Annotated in this window: 20 protein-coding genes; 17 read left to right on the top strand and 3 right to left on the bottom strand. The window is 26.4% G+C overall.

What is annotated here, in order from left to right; all coding sequences use genetic code 11:
* Positions 1–150: 150 nt before the first annotated feature.
* The 5 genes from hflX (at position 151) to J2S18_RS09865 (ending at position 5,905) form a co-directional block, all read left to right on the top strand.
* Complete coding sequence (hflX, locus tag J2S18_RS09885; protein WP_307486424.1) at positions 151–1,950, top strand: GTPase HflX; 1,800 nt, start codon at positions 151–153, stop codon at positions 1,948–1,950.
* A 145-nt stretch (positions 1,951–2,095) separates the two neighbouring features.
* The gene (locus J2S18_RS09880; RefSeq protein WP_307486420.1) at positions 2,096–2,989 is read left to right on the top strand and encodes a nucleotidyltransferase domain-containing protein; all 894 of its coding nucleotides are present in this window, start codon (positions 2,096–2,098) and stop codon (positions 2,987–2,989) included.
* 13 nt (positions 2,990–3,002) lie between these two features.
* Entirely contained in the window at positions 3,003–4,418 is a 1,416-nt protein-coding gene (locus J2S18_RS09875) for an aminotransferase-like domain-containing protein (RefSeq protein WP_307486417.1), read from the top strand.
* Complete coding sequence (locus tag J2S18_RS09870) at positions 4,406–5,053, top strand: YigZ family protein (protein ID WP_307486414.1); 648 nt, start codon at positions 4,406–4,408, stop codon at positions 5,051–5,053. Before J2S18_RS09875 ends, J2S18_RS09870 begins: the two co-directional genes overlap by 13 nt.
* Positions 5,054–5,167: 114 nt before the next feature.
* On the top strand, positions 5,168–5,905 hold the full coding sequence (locus tag J2S18_RS09865) for a YebC/PmpR family DNA-binding transcriptional regulator (RefSeq protein ID WP_307486412.1): 738 nt from the start codon (positions 5,168–5,170) through the stop codon (positions 5,903–5,905).
* 128 nt (positions 5,906–6,033) lie between these two features.
* Here the strand turns inward: J2S18_RS09865 and J2S18_RS09860 are convergent, their stop codons facing one another.
* The 3 genes from J2S18_RS09860 to J2S18_RS09850 all read right to left on the bottom strand — a co-directional run bounded on the left by J2S18_RS09860 (position 6,034) and on the right by J2S18_RS09850 (position 8,512).
* Complete coding sequence (locus tag J2S18_RS09860) at positions 6,034–7,197, bottom strand: tyrosine-type recombinase/integrase (RefSeq protein WP_307486410.1); 1,164 nt, start codon at positions 7,195–7,197, stop codon at positions 6,034–6,036.
* 17 nt (positions 7,198–7,214) lie between these two features.
* A complete protein-coding gene (locus J2S18_RS09855) occupies positions 7,215–7,403 on the bottom strand; it encodes a hypothetical protein (RefSeq protein WP_307486407.1) in 189 nt (62 codons plus the stop codon).
* 482 nt (positions 7,404–7,885) lie between these two features.
* The gene (locus J2S18_RS09850; RefSeq protein ID WP_307486405.1) at positions 7,886–8,512 is read right to left on the bottom strand and encodes a helix-turn-helix domain-containing protein; all 627 of its coding nucleotides are present in this window, start codon (positions 8,510–8,512) and stop codon (positions 7,886–7,888) included.
* Between the two features lie 136 nt (positions 8,513–8,648).
* Here J2S18_RS09850 and J2S18_RS09845 point away from each other — a divergent pair, with 136 nt between their 5' ends.
* From J2S18_RS09845 to J2S18_RS09790, 12 genes are all read left to right on the top strand, one after another.
* The gene (locus J2S18_RS09845; RefSeq protein ID WP_307486402.1) at positions 8,649–8,849 is read left to right on the top strand and encodes a helix-turn-helix transcriptional regulator; all 201 of its coding nucleotides are present in this window, start codon (positions 8,649–8,651) and stop codon (positions 8,847–8,849) included.
* 136 nt (positions 8,850–8,985) lie between these two features.
* Entirely contained in the window at positions 8,986–9,270 is a 285-nt protein-coding gene (locus tag J2S18_RS09840) for a helix-turn-helix domain-containing protein (RefSeq protein WP_307486399.1), read from the top strand.
* Positions 9,271–9,464: 194 nt separating this feature from the next.
* Entirely contained in the window at positions 9,465–10,241 is a 777-nt protein-coding gene (locus J2S18_RS09835; protein ID WP_307486396.1) for a conserved phage C-terminal domain-containing protein, read from the top strand.
* A gap of 14 nt (positions 10,242–10,255) precedes the next feature.
* Positions 10,256–11,581: a replicative DNA helicase gene (locus tag J2S18_RS09830; protein WP_307486393.1), complete on the top strand. Its 1,326-nt coding sequence runs from the start codon at positions 10,256–10,258 to the stop codon at positions 11,579–11,581.
* Positions 11,582–11,693: 112 nt separating this feature from the next.
* The gene (locus J2S18_RS09825; RefSeq protein WP_307486391.1) at positions 11,694–11,969 is read left to right on the top strand and encodes a hypothetical protein; all 276 of its coding nucleotides are present in this window, start codon (positions 11,694–11,696) and stop codon (positions 11,967–11,969) included.
* Between the two features lie 327 nt (positions 11,970–12,296).
* Positions 12,297–12,692, top strand: a complete 396-nt coding sequence (locus J2S18_RS09820; RefSeq protein ID WP_307486388.1) for a hypothetical protein — start codon at positions 12,297–12,299, stop codon at positions 12,690–12,692.
* 104 nt (positions 12,693–12,796) lie between these two features.
* On the top strand, positions 12,797–13,225 hold the full coding sequence (locus tag J2S18_RS09815) for a sigma-70 RNA polymerase sigma factor region 4 domain-containing protein (protein WP_307486386.1): 429 nt from the start codon (positions 12,797–12,799) through the stop codon (positions 13,223–13,225).
* A gap of 261 nt (positions 13,226–13,486) precedes the next feature.
* A complete protein-coding gene (locus tag J2S18_RS09810; RefSeq protein ID WP_307486383.1) occupies positions 13,487–14,026 on the top strand; it encodes a molecular chaperone DnaJ in 540 nt (179 codons plus the stop codon).
* Positions 14,027–14,290: 264 nt separating this feature from the next.
* A complete protein-coding gene (locus J2S18_RS09805) occupies positions 14,291–15,097 on the top strand; it encodes a hypothetical protein (RefSeq protein WP_307486381.1) in 807 nt (268 codons plus the stop codon).
* 436 nt (positions 15,098–15,533) lie between these two features.
* Positions 15,534–15,734, top strand: a complete 201-nt coding sequence (locus tag J2S18_RS09800; protein ID WP_307486378.1) for a hypothetical protein — start codon at positions 15,534–15,536, stop codon at positions 15,732–15,734.
* Positions 15,735–15,894: 160 nt separating this feature from the next.
* Positions 15,895–16,179, top strand: coding sequence for a transcription factor (locus J2S18_RS09795; protein ID WP_307486376.1), 285 nt, complete (start codon positions 15,895–15,897; stop codon positions 16,177–16,179).
* Positions 16,180–16,390: 211 nt separating this feature from the next.
* On the top strand, positions 16,391–16,912 hold the full coding sequence (locus tag J2S18_RS09790) for a helix-turn-helix domain-containing protein (RefSeq protein ID WP_307486374.1): 522 nt from the start codon (positions 16,391–16,393) through the stop codon (positions 16,910–16,912).
* The last annotated feature ends 46 nt before the right edge of the window (positions 16,913–16,958 follow it).

The raw sequence follows: 16,958 nt of genomic DNA, 5'->3' as shown, positions 1-16,958 counted from the left end.
AAATAAAAATCGTATTCTTTACTAATAAAAATACTGTATAATTAAAGAAAAATCAAGTGTAAATTTAATTTGCCACAGTTTACAACTAATCTTTATTAGTATAGAATTATAGTCAAATTAACCAATAGATATTTAAAAGAGGGTGATTAAATGATACAAGGTAATACAGAAGGAATTAGAAATTCTGTTCTTTCAGAATTAGATGGACTTTATAGTATAAAAACACAAAAACAAGAAGCTTGTAATATTGAAATTATTGAAACAATAACAAGACTTTCTTCCCAAATAGAGAGAGAAATTAGTGTAGCTATAGATAGAAAAGGTAAGGTAACATCAGTTGCCATAGGAGATTCAACATCAGTAGAACTACCTGTTTTAGACATTAATGAAAAGAGACTTTCAGGAATTAGAGTTATTCATACTCATCCAAATGGATTAAGTAATCTTTCAGCTCTTGATTTGACAGCTCTTATAAAGCTTAAATTAGATAGTATAATTGCAATTGGTATATATGAAGGAAAAATAATAGATTTTTCAATAGCTACTTTAATGGTATATAACAATAACTTAGTATATGAAGAAACTAATAATTTATCCTTTGAACAATTAATGTCAATAAATATAATAGATAAAGTTAGATATATTGAAGATCTTGTTAAAGAAAATGATGTTGTAGAAGATGAGGGAGAAAGGGCTATATTAGTTGGTTCAGATACAAGGGAAAGTTTAGATGAACTTGAAGAACTTACAAAGGCCTGTGATATTCCCGTTTTAACAAAGGTTTATCAAGGAAGAAATAAAATAGATGCAGCCTTTTATATAGGAAAAGGAAAGGTACTTGAGATAGCTCATTTAAGACAAACAGAGAGAGCAAATGTAATTATATTTGATGATGAATTATCAGGCTCTCAAGTTAGAAACCTTGAAAATGCAATAGGAGCTAAGGTTATTGATAGAACAACTTTAATACTAGAAATCTTTGCAAGAAGAGCTAAAAGTAAGGAAGCTAAAATTCAAGTTGAGTTAGCTCAGCTTAAATATAGATTAAGTAGACTTCAAGGACTTGGTACAATACTTTCAAGAACAGGTGGAGGAATAGGAACTAGAGGACCTGGAGAAAAGAAATTAGAAACAGATAGAAGACATATAAGAGAAACAATTTATGATTTAAATCAAGAACTTAAAAAGATAAAGAAAACAAGAGAAGTTCAAAGGGAAAAGAGAAACAAGGAAAGCATTCCTAAAGTTTCACTTGTTGGATACACTAATGCAGGAAAATCAACTTTAAGAAATGCATTATGTAATATAGCAGCTTCAAAGGATAATAGAAATAAGGAAGAAGTTTTTGAAGCAGATATGTTATTTGCTACATTAGATATTACAACAAGGGCAATAGTTCTTAAAAATAAAGGACTTATAACTTTAACTGATACTGTTGGATTTGTAAGGAAGCTTCCTCATGATTTAGTAGAAGCATTTAAATCAACATTAGAAGAAGTTATTTATTCAGACCTTTTATGTCATGTAGTTGATGCTTCAAGTGATGATGCTTTAGAACAAATAAAAGCTGTTGAAGAAGTTTTATCAGAACTTGGTGCAATAGATAAAGAAACAATACTTGTTTTAAATAAAATTGATAAGGCAACAGAGGAACAGCTAAATAAAATAGAAGAAGAAATTAATTATTATGATGATATAGTTAAAATTTCTGCTAAGAAAGAAATAAATTTAGAGGAACTATTAGATGAAATAGAAAAGAAGTTACCTTATAATTTAAAGAAAGTAGAATATGTAATTCCATATGATAAAGGTGATGTTGTTTCCTTCCTTCATAGAAATGGAAGAATATTAAAGGAAGAATATATAGATAATGGAACTGCATTAACTGTTGAAGTTGATGATGAGGCATTTAATAGAACAAAAGAATATATAATAAATATATTAAACTAAATTATAGAAACAAAATAAAGATTCGTAAAATAGACTTTATGATATTTTATGAATCTTTATTATTTATAAATTTTAAATAATATTTTAACAATTGAAACACTTTTGTTATAATTGATAGTAATAATATTATGGAGGGAAAAATTGAATGAAGAATGTGATAATTGAATATCAAAAAGCCTTTAATGATATAATGAAAGATTTCAAAAGAAATAATAATGTTATTTCAGTATTTACCTTTGGAAGTATGGTATCAGGAGATATTTGGAGAGGATCGGATATTGATTTTTTTGTTATATATAAAGATGACTTCCATAAGATGAGAGATGTTTATTCAGAAGTTAATGGAATTCCTATTCATGCCAAGTTATTAAGTAAAAAGAATTTTTTATACTCTTATGAAAATGAAGGAAATAAGGGCATATCAAAAGGGATATTAAAATTTTCAAAATTAGTTTTTTCAAGAGATAATGAAATAAATTTAATTTACAATAGAGTTATATATGGTGGAGAAGGAAATTATATAGAAAATCTAGAATATTTAAGTAAGGTTATTAAAGAAATAAAAATATGTAAAAAATATATACAATTAAATAGAATATATACTGCATATGAAATGATGATAAGAAGCTTAGATAGCTTTTCTAAATTATATTTAAGTTTAAATGGATACACAATAAGTAAAGATTCCATTAGAATGGTTATTAATTTAAATGATTCCTTTAAAAGTATAATTGATGATAAATTATTTAGTGGTACCAAAGAAGAGGATATTATAGAAATAATAGATTATATAGACAAGTACGTAGATGATAACTTATTAATAGCAGCAAAAGTTATAATAGATATATTAAGTAACACAAAAGAATATTTAAGTTCTACTGAAATAGTAAAAGATAAAAGAATGGATGGCAAAAATATAAAGGTAGAACAAATATTAAAAAGACTTCTTTCAAAGGGAATAATAAAAAATAAAGTTAAGGATGTCATTGATAAAGATAATAACTTTATAATTAATGAAAATGTATATGGAATAGAATAAAAGGTGATATGTTTTGAAAAGTATAAAGGAAATTCAATTTAAAGATGAAACTCCAAAATATATTCAAATTGCAAATAGATTTAAAGAATTAATAGAAAGTGGAGAAATAATGGATGGAGAAAAATTGCCAACCATTAGAAGTCTTAGTGAAGAATTAGGAGTTAATAAAGTAACAATTGTAAGTTGTTATAAAAAATTAGAAAATGAAGGATTTGCATATCAAAAGGTTGGAAGTGGAACCTTTGCAAAGAAAAAAGAGGTAAATTCTCCATTTATAAGAGATTATGCTAAAACATTTAAGCTGCTTAAAAATAATAATAATTATGAATATATAGATTTTACTGGAGAAACAACAAAAGAAATATTTTTCCCTATAAAAGATTTTAAAGAAATAGTAAATAAAGTTTTAGATAGAGATGGTGAGGAAGTTTTGCTTTCTCAAAATACATTTGGATATGATCCATTAAGAGAAACTATAAATGATGTATTTTGGAAGAGCAAAATTAATCCAGAAGATATACTTATTGTTTCAGGGGCACAACAAGGTATAGATATAGCCTCTAAAGCACTTCTTAATATTAATGATAATGTAATGATTGAAAAGCCAACTTATGGTGGTGCCTTATCAGTTTTTAAATGGAGAAGGGCAAATCTTTTTGAAGTACCTATGGAAGAGGATGGAATAAATATTGAAGTCTTTGAAGAAATTTTAAAAAAGAATAAAATAAGGCTTTTTTATGCAATGAGTTATTTTCAAAATCCAACAGGTATTTCTTATAGTTTAGATAAAAAGAAAAAAATATTAGAACTTGCTAAGAAGTATAATTTTTACATAATAGAAGATGATTATTTATCAGAACTTATTTATAATGAAGATTTTGAATATGTTCCTTTTAAATATTTAGATACAGAAGATAGGGTTATATATATAAAAAGTTTTTCAAAAATATTTATACCAGGAATAAGACTTGGTTATATTATAGTGCCAGAAAAATTTAGAGATAATTTTTTAAGGGCTAAGGTTAATACAGATATTACAACATCAACTCTTATGCAAAGAGCTCTTGAATATTATATTGCAAATAAGGATTGGAGAGGTAATATTCAAAATTCATCTGTTGAATATAAAAGAAGATATGAATTAATGGGTGAAATTATAAAGACAAAATTATCAGATTATGTATACTTTAATAAACCAGATGGTGGGTTAAATTACTATCTTATAATTAAAGATAATAATATATCTTCAAGGGAATTATTTTATAAATTAAAAAAGAGAAAAGTTTATATAACACCAGGAGTATTATTTTTTAGAGATAATAAAGAAGGGGATAGATCCTTTAGGATAGGTTTTTCTCAAACAGATTGTGATAACATAAGAAGAGGACTTGATATAATTAAGGAGGAATTTGAAAAATGGCATATATAACCATTAGAGATAGAGGGGAAGACCGATTTGAAGAAAAAAAATCGGAATTTATAGGATATGCAAAAAGAGTTGAAAATGAAGAGGAAGCTAAGGCTTTTGTAAATGAAATAAAAAGTATGCATAAACAAGCAAGACATAATTGTTGGGCTTATGTTATTGGTGAAAATTATGGAATTCAAAGATATTCTGATGATGGAGAACCACAGGGAACAGCAGGTATTCCCATATTAGAGGTTATGAAAAAGCAAGGTATTACAGATTGTGCTGTAGTTGTAACTAGATATTTTGGAGGAATACTTTTAGGAGCAGGAGGTCTTACAAGAGCTTATACAAAGGGAGCTAGTATAGCTGTTAAAGCTGGTGGGGTTGTAGAAAAAGTTTGTGGCTTTAAAGTTTCAATTACTATAGATTATGATTTAATTGGTAAGATACAATATCTTTGCTCACAAAATAACTGGCATATAGAAGATTCAGAATATACAGATAAAGTTATTATTCATATATATGCAGAAAAAAGTATACTACCTATAATTGAAAAAGAAGTTACAGAAGCTACAAATGGTAAAGCTATTATTTCAAAAAGTGAAGAAGGAATATACTTTAAAGAAAATAACAGATTATTTAAAGGAATTTAATTATAAATTGTAAAGAAAATATAAACAATTGATATGTTGAATAAAGTGAAAACCATATGATATAATTTTATGGTATAATTTTTATAGTTTTAAAAAATGTAAGGAGGAATAGACATGTCAGGACACTCAAAGTGGCATAACATCCAAGCCAAAAAAGGTAAAGTGGATGCAAAAAGAGGAAAGATTTTTACAAAAATCGGTAAAGAAATAATTGTTGCAGTAAAGAATGGTGGTTCAAGTCCTGAGTCTAATGCTAAACTTAGAGACGTAATAGCAAAAGCAAAGGCAGCTAATATGCCTAATGATACTATACAAAGATCAATAAAGAAAGCAGCTGGAGAATTATCAGCAGTAGACTATGAAAAAATTGTTTATGAAGGATATGGTCCATCAGGAGTTGCAGTAATAGTTGAAGTTTTAACAGATAATAAAAATAGATCAGCAGGTAATGTAAGAAGTGCCTTTACAAAGGGCGGCGGAAACATGGGAACAACAGGTTGTGTTGGATTCATGTTCCAAGAAAGAGGAGAAATCGTTATTGAAAAAGGCGATTTAGATGAAGAAGAAGTTATGATGATGGCATTAGATGCTGGAGCAGAAGATTTCCAAGCTGAAGATGAGGTATTTGTAATTTATACAGATCCAACAAGCTTTGGTGAAGTTAGAGAAGCTTTAGAAGAACAAGGATTAGAATTCTTAGATGCTGGAGTTAAGATGATTCCAGATACAACATCAGAATTAAATGAAGCAGATGCTAAGAAGTTCCAAAAGATGCTTGACTTACTTGAAGATGATGAAGATGTTCAAGAAGTTTACCACAATGCAGAATTTCCAGAAGGTTGGGAAGAATAGGAGTATAACAACTCTGAAAAACGGCTTATTTACTAGGCTTTAAATAGATTAGTAATTACATAATTTAAGTTTTGCCCTCTTTTTTGCCCCTTATAGATTTAAGGATGTGAATAAAGAGGGATTTTTATTTATAAAGCATAGTGAAGTTCCTCTAATTTTGATACTGCTTTTAATTTAACTGATTCTAAGACATGAGTATATGTGTTTAATGTCATTGAAACTGTACTATGACCTAAGAGCTCTTGGACTGTTTTAGGGTCCTCACCAAGTTCAAATAATCTAGTCGCGAATGTATGCCTCATATCATGGAACTTCTTTTCGGGGATATTATTTTTCTTCAAAATATTCTTATATTGGCGTGCCACGGTGCTATCAACTAAATAGGCTCCAAGGTTATTACAAAATACTAAATTGTTATCTTTGTATATATCTTTGTATTTCATTTTCTGTATTAGTTGCTTCTTTTTATGTTCTAGTAGCATATTCACAACAAATTTAGGTATAGGAACTTTTCTTATACTTTTAGGAGTTTTAGTTGTTTGAACACTACCATATCCTCCTGATCTACCATTACGAGATACATCAGCAATATATCTATATGATTTATTCACATTAATATAAGAGTTTTCAAAATCAATATCATTCCAGGTAAGAGCAAATAATTCTCCTTGTCTTAATCCACTATATAGAGCAGTAACAAAAAGAGCCTCTAAATGGTGGTTTTTTATTGCCATAAGGAATGTTTTTTCTTCTTCACGTGTAAATGGAACTATTTTATTTTCCCTAGTCAATTTTGTCTTTTCATCTTCTTTAGGTAGTATTATAGAGGTTGAAAAGTCCTTTATAATAATATTATTAGCAAATAAGTATCTTATAAAGGGTTTTATTATTTTGTGTATATTTCTTATTCTTATAATAGTACATCCGTTAGCCACTAAGTTATTATAAAATTTTTGTATATCAATAAGCTTTAAGTCTTTAACTTTTATTTTAGATAAAGAGCTACCTTTAATGTACATCCTATAAACGCCTTCATAGTTTTCTTTAGTTGATGGTTTCAAATGACCAAAATGTACATCAAAGAGCCAATCTGTAAAGAAAGTTTCAAAACATTCTTTGTTATTAATAATATCGTGATCAAGTTCGTATTTAAGCTGATTTATTTTATTTTCAAGCTCTTTTACTGTCTTAGCATACATATCTTTAGGATTTTTTAAATTTTTATGCCTTAATCTATAAAAATAATATTCTTTTCCATTTTTTATTTTCTTTTTATATATTGTTTTTGCCATAATATTACCTCATTTCTTTAGAGTATTGGTGTATAATCCCAACCACATTTATTACATATTTCATTTGCTTTATCAATATCAAATCTATCTTCTATATGTTTTATATCCATATCATCTCTTATAACATCTCCTATCTCCATACAATAAGCTCTAGATATATTTCTTTTTAGTAAAGGGCAATACTTTTTATCATCAGATAATGGCATATTATCACTTCCTTTAAAATCTAAGTAGTTACTGTATTTTAAACTTAAATAACTACGTAATTATGTAGTGATAAGTATATGTAACACTACAATATATTTACTCCATAAGTGGGGGAATATCTAGGGGGTCGTGAAAAGCTACCTCTTAATATAAATCTTTCTGCCATTTGCTGCAGAATCTTAAAACCTTCTAAAGGATTTAGACCACAACTGGGCGAAATATGGATAACAAAATGTTATCTCATCAGCTGAGACTAAATCTAAGCTTAGTTAAGAGGTGTTTAATGTTTAAGACCAATTAACTTAGCTCAGTAAATTTACTATGTTCCTTTAGCATAATGACAATCCAATTTTGGACTTGCTATGTACCTAAATGTACATAGCAGCCTACTCATAATTGAGTTTGTTGGAAAAAAGGCAAGTTTAATATTAAGCAAGTGGAAATTCCCCTTGGTTTAAATTTACCGATAAGTTGGGAAATTTTACTTAGTTCTTTTTTGAATAACCTTCTTTAATTTTTTCTTTTTTGCATCAAAATATAAATATTCTAAAGTTTGTTTTAATTCATCGCTTTTAATTATATTTAATAATTCATCTCTTGATAATTCATTAAAACCATCTAGACCAATACTTACAGCTAAATTATAAAGACATTTTATTACATGGTTTTCAATAGCATGAAAATCCTGTTCATTATATTTAATTGGAGAGTGCATTAAATCAGCAGTAATTTTTGAAAAAGATTCTTTTTCATCTTCAGTTGTATAAAGTTCAGTTGCAACTTTTAAAAGACGTTCTGTTATTTCATCATCTGTAAGGTGTGAATTATCAATTTCATTTTCCATTATTGATAAAATAGCAGAATGAATAGATGATTTTATTTTTTCAGAAGGACTTATATAAATGTTACTAGATGGCTCTAATAATAATTTATCAGCAGAAATATCAAGAGCTAAAGCTATCTTATTAATTGTATCAATAGAAGGAGTCGTTTTTCCTTGTTCTATTAATGATATTAATTGTCCACTTTTTTTGATTCTGCGTCCTAACTCTCTTTGACTTATTTTTTTTTGTTTTCTATAAAACTTTATATTTTCATTAACACTCATTTTAAAACCTCCTATTAATATTATCCAATAACAAATTATATTTGTCAAAATAAAAAAATAAAAAGATATTGACAAGTTATAATTGTTGATATAGTATTAAATTAACAATTACAACTTGTCAATGTGAGGTGAAAAAATGAAATATAAAATTAAAGCATTAAGAGTAGGGCTGGGATTTAAGGCTGGAGAATTTGCTAAAGAACTAGGTATATCAAGAGAATACTTAAGACTTATAGAAAATGGAGCTGCAAAAAATCCAAATAGAGATTTAATGAAAAAAATAGCTAAATTACTTAATTCAGATGTAATGACATTATTCTTTTTAGAAGATGAATAATTCAAAGTACGAAATTCGTACTTTGTAAATCATATCTGATAACAAAGTAAGACAAGACTAAGCTCTATTAGTATTCTAGTCTTAAAATGTCGCAATAAGTTGCGAAAGATATTAAATAAATTGGAGGGAGATAAATATGGAGGATGTTAATAAGGATCCTTATTTTGAAAAATTCATAAATCTAACTGTAGATTTTATAACAACTGAAGTTAAAGAAAAACTTAAAGAGTTTAAACCTTCAGATAGTGATTCAAAGTTATCTTTAAGCCCTAAAGAGGCAGCGGAGGTTTTAGGAGTAGGTGTTAATGCTATATACAAGTTGGTTAAGGAAGATGATTTTCCAAGTTATATGGTTTCAGGTAAATATTATGTATATAAAAAAGGATTAGAGGATTGGGTATTAAGACAAACAAAAAAATAGAACATGTAAAGAGGTATTTAAAATGGATTTTAAGATATTTAAGATATGTATTAAATTAAATAAAAAACTAACATATGAAGGTGTACAAGCCTTTAGTGGTATATTGCATAAAAAAGTGTAGAGGCTTAAAGCAAATTCTAAAGATAAAGTAAAATGACCTTATTTTAGGTAATGGGGGTGAACGGGGTGAAGCAATGAATAGTATAGAGCGTAGTCTTTTTATTAAATATGGTTATAAGAAAGCTCATATTTATATAGTGTACGAAGAGTTTGAACTTAGAGTAAACAATACACTAGAGGAATACAATGGATTAAAAAGAGGTGAATGTGGATTTAATTATTCAAGTTGGGAAAATAGATTAAATTTAACACATAAAGTTATGATAAATACAATAAAAACATTAGTCAAAGAGGGATATATAGAGCAGAGATTAAAAGGTAAAAAGGGCACTCAAAGCATATATTTTTTAACTCGATTTTTGGAACAGAATTTTGAACATAAAAAGGAACAAAAAGAGGAACAGAATAATAATAGTAATATCAATGCTTTAGAAGGTATTGGAGAACACAAAAAGGAACAGTATAAGGAACAGAAAAAGGTTCAATCATCTAAACATAATAATCTAAACATAATATCTAATAATATAGATAGTTCAAAATACATTGAGGAAATAATAGAGTATTTAAATTTAAAAGCTAATACTAGATATAAAGCAAACAGTAAAAAGACAAAAGGTTTAATAAATGCTAGGCTAAAAGAAAAATATACAGTAGAGGATTTTAAGATAGTAATTGATAAGAAGGTTAATGAATGGATTAATAATCCTAAGATGAGTAAATATTTAAGACCTGAAACATTGTTTGGAAATAAATTTGAAGGATATTTAAATCAAATAGACGTAGCTCCTGAGGATGTTAAATCACTTTATGATTCAGGTGAGCTATTGTCAGATGACGATATAGACTACTAAGGAGGAATGGACAAATGATAAAGAACAATGCTGTGATTTTAGAACAAGAGCTTTTATGTGGATTGATTCAAGATAATGGGTTGGTTACTAAATGCGATAGCATAAAAGCCAATATGTTTCAAGTGGAGGAACATAGAAAGATATACCAAGTAATTTTGGAAATGATTAAGAAAAATATGTCAGTTGATTTAATTAACTTGCTAAGTTATAGCGATAAAAAAACAAAGGAAATGGGTGGAATAACCTACATAACTGAGATAGCGAGTTGCTCACCAACCAATGCTAACTTTGAAACAAAAGTGAGTTTGTTGCTAGATGAGTATAAAAAAAGAGTAGTTTATAAAATGGTCAATAAGGTTCAAGAACTAAATACAATTGATGAAATGACAGAGTTTATTAATAAAACTTTAGAATCAGTTTATAAAAGTGATGTAGTTAAAGATTTAGATATTTGCAATCCTTATGAGGAATATTTAAATAATTTATATGCTGATGATGATAAAGGATTTAAGACTGGATTATATAAGCTAGATGAAACAATAGGCAATTTACAACGAGGAAGGCTTGTTACATTGTTTGCAAGGAGCGGGATAGGTAAAAGTACATTAGCAATACAAATAGCCTTAAATCTAATTTTACAAAGCTATAAAGTTATATACGGAAGTGGGGAAATGTCAGTAATAGAAGTATTAAATAAAATGGCTGCAAGTAAATTGAATATTGAATATCAAAAAATGAATAAAAAGATACTTACAGCTCAAGAAAAAGATAGAGTAACAAGCTTTATAAATAATCTTATGAATAAAGGGTTTTATATAACAAATGAAACAAATATAAATAAGGTTATTAGTGAAATAAAATTATATAAATTAAATAATGGATTAGATATTTTATTTATTGATTATATAAATAAATATATTTCTGGGATGAATGGAATGTCACTTACTGAAAAAATAGGACAAGTTACAAGTCAATTAAAAGATTTAGCGTTAAAAGAAGATATATGTATAGTTTTACTGGCACAGGCTAATAGAAGAGCGGACATAAACGAGAGTAAAAATATATCTGAAAAAATAACAGAAAGTGATATACAAGATAGTGCGAGAATTGAACAGGATTCAGATCAGGTAATATCAATATACAGAAATAAAAAATTTGATAATAAAAAATTAAGGGATAAATTAGCAGAAGATGGATTAGTGGATTATAGTTCAAGAAATGCTGATAAAAATCCTGAATGTGTTAATTTGACAATATTAAAAAATAGGCATGGTGAAAAGAATACACTTGCTTTTAGATGGGAGGGAGAATATTCAAGGGTTTCAAACTTTATAAGATAGGTTTTGAAAATAGGATGAATACACGGAAACTTCGTTATTATAATAAAAAAAGGCATAATAAAATACTTGCAAATTTTAAAAAGTTAGAAGTTAAATTTAAGGAGATTAAATTATGATTTTTACGATAGATAACATACCATTTGAAATAAAAATAAAAGGAATAGAAGATGAACAAAAAGTTGGAGAAATATTAGATTATATAGTTAAACATGAATATGAGTTTAGAGAAATTCATCAATTATTATGTCAAGAAACTAGTGATTTAATTTTAAAAGATAAGGTTAAAAAGTGTTCTACAAATTATAAAAACTCAAATTTAAATACTAAAATCTTAATTGGTGAAATTCTTGCTGGAGATTTGGATATTAAAAATGGAAGATGCAAATAATAATTTAAATAAAAAAGGCAGTACCACAAAGGTAACTACCATATCTCGCAAATATAGTATAACCTTTGTGTGGCTCATTTGTAAAGGAGAGTTAGAAATGAGTATAAACATATTAAAAGCTTATATTGAAGAATGTAAAATAAAAGGAATAGAGCCAAACTGGAAAGGGTTAAATGAATTCAAAAATAATGAGAAAAAGAGAGGTTAATACAATGAAAGAAGAAATAAAAGAATTAATTGATGAATTAGATGTAATTAAAGAAGGGAGATATTTAAGAATAATATATAATTTTTTAAAAGGAATATTAAATAAGAGAGGTTAGTAAGATGAAAGAGTATACAAATACATTAAAGGAATGTTTAAATGAAATTGAATTAAATAATGAAGCTGCAGAAGTAACTAAAAAGCTAAGTAGTGAGGAATCAGAGGATCTAACAGATGCTATTGAACTGGTAGAAGGATTAACAGAATTAAAAAGAACTAATAATAAAAAGTTTATGGAATTTAAAAAAGAAATATTAAGAGCAACTGGAAAGCTAAGTAATGAGGAATTAGAGAATGCATTAAATGATGTTAAAAATGACTTAGTATGTGAAGATAAAGGAGCTGGTGAAATACCTACTCCTAAAGATGAAATTAATGGAATGAATGAAGTCTTTGAATTAGAAAAAGAAGTATATAGAAAATTATATAAGTTAGAGAATAAATATACAAAAGATTGATTAAATATGGGTTCAACATTAGGTTGAACCTTCTTGTTATTTTATATTTTAGATATGACATAATGTTTTTTAATCAGCTAGGAAAATTATAAAGGAGCTAAAAAATGACATATGATGATATTGTAAAAATAATTAAAGTTAGAATACAGTTTAATAAAGATAAAATAAAATTTGTAGATGATAGATATATAAAAGCATTTGCTCCTAGTGGATATAAAGAAGGGACAAGCTGGGAAGACTTTGATTGTATTCATGGAAGTAGAAAAGAAATAAGTATTGAAGGATATTTGAAAGAAAAGGAAAAGATATTATTTAAGATAGAGCTTGATGAGAATTTATTAGATAGATTTAATGATGGTGAATCAATAAAAAATTATCTGGAATTAATACCTGAAAAATTTGAACGTGTAGGATTTTTAAAAATTGTATTTAATCTAAAATTAACTGAAATAGCTGAATTGATGAATTATAGTTATAGACATATACAGAAATTATGGAAAAAATATAGAGAAAAAAATAAATATTTAATTTAAAGGAGCTATTACTCAAAAAAAGAGTAAGAGTTTAAAGGTTAAGCATTAACATAGGTTATATTTAAAGAAAAGAGGTTGGCGACAATTTAAGGTTAACCTTAAAGTTAAACATTAAGATATTTAATTTAAATGTGAACTTTTAATTTATTGATATATATTTAAGTAGATTAATAATTAGGGTTCGACATTAAGTCGAGCCTTATTATTTAAATAAAACGTAGTGATATAGGTTTATTAACACTACAAAAGGAGTGAAAAGGTATGTTTTGTTCAGCAAAAAAAGGAAAAGATAAATACGGAAATATATATAAATTTTATTTATGTAATAGACATAGAGATAAAGAAACTGGGAAGGTAAAAAGTAGTGATAAATATATAATGACACTACAGGAAATTGATTTTACAGATATAAGAATAAGTATCATATCAAAGCATATAAAAAGGGTTTTAAATGAAAAAGATATTGTTAATAAGATAGAGCAAGACTTAGTATATGATAAGTATTTAGATATTAGGGAGAAAATATTGGAGAAAAATAGAAGAAATAAAGAGGAAGAATATAAAAAGCAGCAAAAAGAATATGAGCAATATAGACAGTATTATAATTCATATACTAGTGGTTTCAGTAGTGGTACAAGTTCTATAAGTTTTGATAACACTACAAAAGATATAGCAAAAGAATTTATAAAGTTAGGTTTTAGAGCTATGGCCAAGAAATATCACCCAGATATAGTAAAGGATAGTGGGGAAATGATGAAAATTATAAATGATGTAAAAAGTAAGTTAGATAGTATTTTATAAAACGTATAGTTGTATTAAATTAATAAGAACAATCTAATAAACAGGAAGATTAGTAAAAACAATGTTTGGTGGTAAATTGTAAGGCTGATTATACAATGTCAGATATATTAGTTTTAACGGTAATAGCTCATATTTAAGTATAGAGCATTTAATAGATTGGATTAATGATAAGCATATTAAATATTATAAGGTGGATATAGATAGTTTATTACAGCATAAAGAGCAGATATATAAATATAAAAGTGTAGAGAGGTGATTATATATATGTATTGTGTTATACAAGAGATAGATTTAAAGAAAGAGAATACTAATGGAGCATATAAAGAATTAGAGAGTTATTGTACAAAGTGGATATGTAATGGAGAAGAAAAAAGAGTATATGGTTATGGATATACTGGTGATAAATTTAAAAGGACCATAAAGAAAGCATATAGAATAAGTATTCATGAAAGTTATAGACATAAAGGAAAAGTTAAAAAGAAACAAAAAGTTATATGTACGATTAATTATTATGACATCATAGATTATAGTTCATGTATAGGAGATTATTGCTATGAAATAGAAGATAAAGCAAAAGAATTAGGACTTACAGAAGATGAATTAATAGATATGATATATAAGAAGTTTGATCCAATAATAGAACTTATAGAAAATGAATTTAAAGCTACAGAAGAGTATAGAGTAAGTAATAAGCATAAGGAAATAATAAAAGAGTATTTAGAGCGTAAAAGAGCATTTGAAGATATGTATGGTGATAATACTTATGATTATTGTTATGATGTATTTGGAGAGCTTAAAGAAGAGCAAAAATTAAATGATATTAAAAGGCAGTATGAAATAAATAAAAAGTATGAGCGTAGTTATCATGAAAATTTTAAGAATAACTACAATTATAATTCAAACTATAGTAGTTATTTCAATACAAAACAGAGTAACTACAATGAAGAAGATAAGAAAAAATTAAAAAAGATATATAGAACTTTATCAGCAAAGTTTCATCCTGATGTATATAAAGATGATGGGAAAATGATGAAATTTATAAATAGTTTAAAAGAAGAATGGGGAATGTAGTTATTTTAATTAATTATGAAATATCCACTAAATATATATGTGTAGTATGTGAAGTGACTGCACAAGACATTTATTTTGAAGATATATAATAGTTAAATCACGAGAAATACTTTCGTTATCAGGCATACTACATACCACCTTTTATAATTATTTAAGCTCTGATGATCTTATACTATAAATTATAGAAAATGAAAATTAATAAGATAAGTTATCAAGACTATGGAAATGAATATAAATAAGGAGAAGTGATCTTATGGTAAAAGTAACAATTATAGAGCCAAATATTTCAAAAGAAGAAAATGAAGCAAATTTAAAAAAAGTAGAAGAAGTTTTAAGAAAGATAGCTAAAGAAAATTGCAAAGAATAGTAGAAGAAGGCAAAGAAAAAGTTTTATCTCCATGGTGTGGGATAAGAATTATTATATAGTAAATATAAAATGGTTTATGCTGAAAATATCAAAAAAAGCGTAACATTAAATGTACCATTAAGTGAAACGTTAGGCGAAATGTTACAAAGTATTGAAAATAAAGGGATTAAAGGCGATTGTGAAACATTAGGCGTAACAATGAATGAAACATTAAGCGTTACACCTTCTAAAGATATATCTAAAGATGAATCTATATATAGTGAAAAATAAAACAGAATATTTTAAATATAATTTACTAAATTAATTTTGAGTTTTATAAAAATGTAATTTAGAATATAAGTAATTAAAGCTAAATTTAAAAAATAATAGAACTATTGAATAAATATTAAAATATTAATAGAAAAAAATAATTTATAAAGGAGCCAAAGTAATGGAAAAGACTTTATTAAGTAGACAATCTCTTGCTGAAAGGTGGGATTTTAATTCCACTAAAGTAATTGAAAATTATGAGCGTGAAGGGATTATTACAAGAGTTCCTGGTTTATCTTCTCCAAGATACAGAATGGATGAAATTATGGAACTAGAAACTATTGCTAATGATAATCCATTATCACCAATTGAAAGAAGAAAATTAGAAAACAGAATAAAAAAATTAGAAAATGAACTTGAAAAATATAAGAGTAAACTTGAGATTATAAAGCTTCAAGTTATCTAAATTATAATTAAATTAGTAATAAGTATAAGAAAAGTATAAAGTAAAAAAAGATAATTATAAAAATAAATAGTTATATAAAGGGAGTAGCAAAATGCTACCCTTTTTTATATACTAAATTTAGAAATATACAAAAATTTTAAAAAAATATTGATAAATAAAAGCTAAGATGTTAGAATATAGCCATAAAATTAACAAAAAGGAGCTGAATTGAATGAAGGCTAATATAATTTTCGGAAAAACACTTAAAGAAAGGAGAAAAGAGCTAGGATTTACATTAAGAGAAGTTGGTGAAATAACAGATATATCTTATACAACAATTTCAGATATAGAAAATGGAAAGGTTTGTCCTAAACCTAAACAATTAATAAGAATTTGTACATTATATAACAATACTCCTGAAGAAATCTTAGATAAAACTGAAAAAGATTTTGCTGAGCAATTTGATAATCCATATGAAGATGAAGAATTTATAGAAGGACAAAATTTAATTGATAGAAACATTGAGCAACCATTACGAGAGTATAGAATGGGAATTCCTGATGAGGCTAAGGAACATTTATGCAAGAGTATTAAATTATTAAGCATAATATATAATGGGAAAAATGGATTTGATCCAATTTGGACTAGTCCAATATGTTTAGATGATGAAGATATAGAAAGTATAGAAAACTCCATAGAACAACAATTAGCATTAATATTTAAAAATATAAAAGAGTTTAGAGGCAGTAAATAATAAATGTATTAAGTTTTAAACCTACATTATGGATTAAAATACTCTG

This window comes from Eubacterium multiforme, from assembly GCF_030813415.1.
Taxonomy (GTDB): Bacteria; Bacillota; Clostridia; order Clostridiales; family Clostridiaceae; genus Clostridium; species Clostridium multiforme.
This window is presented reverse-complemented; position numbering and strand designations above follow the sequence as displayed.

Excerpts from the sequence above, each read along its gene's own strand:
- hflX (WP_307486424.1), top strand. The coding sequence starts at position 151 with ATGATACAAGGTAATACAGAAGGAATTAGAAATTCTGTTCTTTCAGAA.
- J2S18_RS09880 (WP_307486420.1), top strand. The coding sequence starts at position 2,096 with ATGAAGAATGTGATAATTGAATATCAAAAAGCCTTTAATGATATAATG.
- J2S18_RS09870 (WP_307486414.1), top strand. The coding sequence starts at position 4,406 with ATGGCATATATAACCATTAGAGATAGAGGGGAAGACCGATTTGAAGAA.
- J2S18_RS09865 (WP_307486412.1), top strand. The coding sequence starts at position 5,168 with ATGTCAGGACACTCAAAGTGGCATAACATCCAAGCCAAAAAAGGTAAA.
- J2S18_RS09860 (WP_307486410.1), bottom strand. The coding sequence starts at position 7,197 with ATGGCAAAAACAATATATAAAAAGAAAATAAAAAATGGAAAAGAATAT.
- J2S18_RS09855 (WP_307486407.1), bottom strand. The coding sequence starts at position 7,403 with ATGCCATTATCTGATGATAAAAAGTATTGCCCTTTACTAAAAAGAAAT.
- J2S18_RS09850 (WP_307486405.1), bottom strand. The coding sequence starts at position 8,512 with ATGAGTGTTAATGAAAATATAAAGTTTTATAGAAAACAAAAAAAAATA.
- J2S18_RS09845 (WP_307486402.1), top strand. The coding sequence starts at position 8,649 with ATGAAATATAAAATTAAAGCATTAAGAGTAGGGCTGGGATTTAAGGCT.
- J2S18_RS09840 (WP_307486399.1), top strand. The coding sequence starts at position 8,986 with ATGGAGGATGTTAATAAGGATCCTTATTTTGAAAAATTCATAAATCTA.
- J2S18_RS09835 (WP_307486396.1), top strand. The coding sequence starts at position 9,465 with ATGAATAGTATAGAGCGTAGTCTTTTTATTAAATATGGTTATAAGAAA.
- J2S18_RS09830 (WP_307486393.1), top strand. The coding sequence starts at position 10,256 with ATGATAAAGAACAATGCTGTGATTTTAGAACAAGAGCTTTTATGTGGA.
- J2S18_RS09825 (WP_307486391.1), top strand. The coding sequence starts at position 11,694 with ATGATTTTTACGATAGATAACATACCATTTGAAATAAAAATAAAAGGA.
- J2S18_RS09820 (WP_307486388.1), top strand. The coding sequence starts at position 12,297 with ATGAAAGAGTATACAAATACATTAAAGGAATGTTTAAATGAAATTGAA.
- J2S18_RS09815 (WP_307486386.1), top strand. The coding sequence starts at position 12,797 with ATGACATATGATGATATTGTAAAAATAATTAAAGTTAGAATACAGTTT.
- J2S18_RS09810 (WP_307486383.1), top strand. The coding sequence starts at position 13,487 with ATGTTTTGTTCAGCAAAAAAAGGAAAAGATAAATACGGAAATATATAT.
- J2S18_RS09805 (WP_307486381.1), top strand. The coding sequence starts at position 14,291 with ATGTATTGTGTTATACAAGAGATAGATTTAAAGAAAGAGAATACTAAT.
- J2S18_RS09800 (WP_307486378.1), top strand. The coding sequence starts at position 15,534 with ATGGTTTATGCTGAAAATATCAAAAAAAGCGTAACATTAAATGTACCA.
- J2S18_RS09795 (WP_307486376.1), top strand. The coding sequence starts at position 15,895 with ATGGAAAAGACTTTATTAAGTAGACAATCTCTTGCTGAAAGGTGGGAT.
- J2S18_RS09790 (WP_307486374.1), top strand. The coding sequence starts at position 16,391 with ATGAAGGCTAATATAATTTTCGGAAAAACACTTAAAGAAAGGAGAAAA.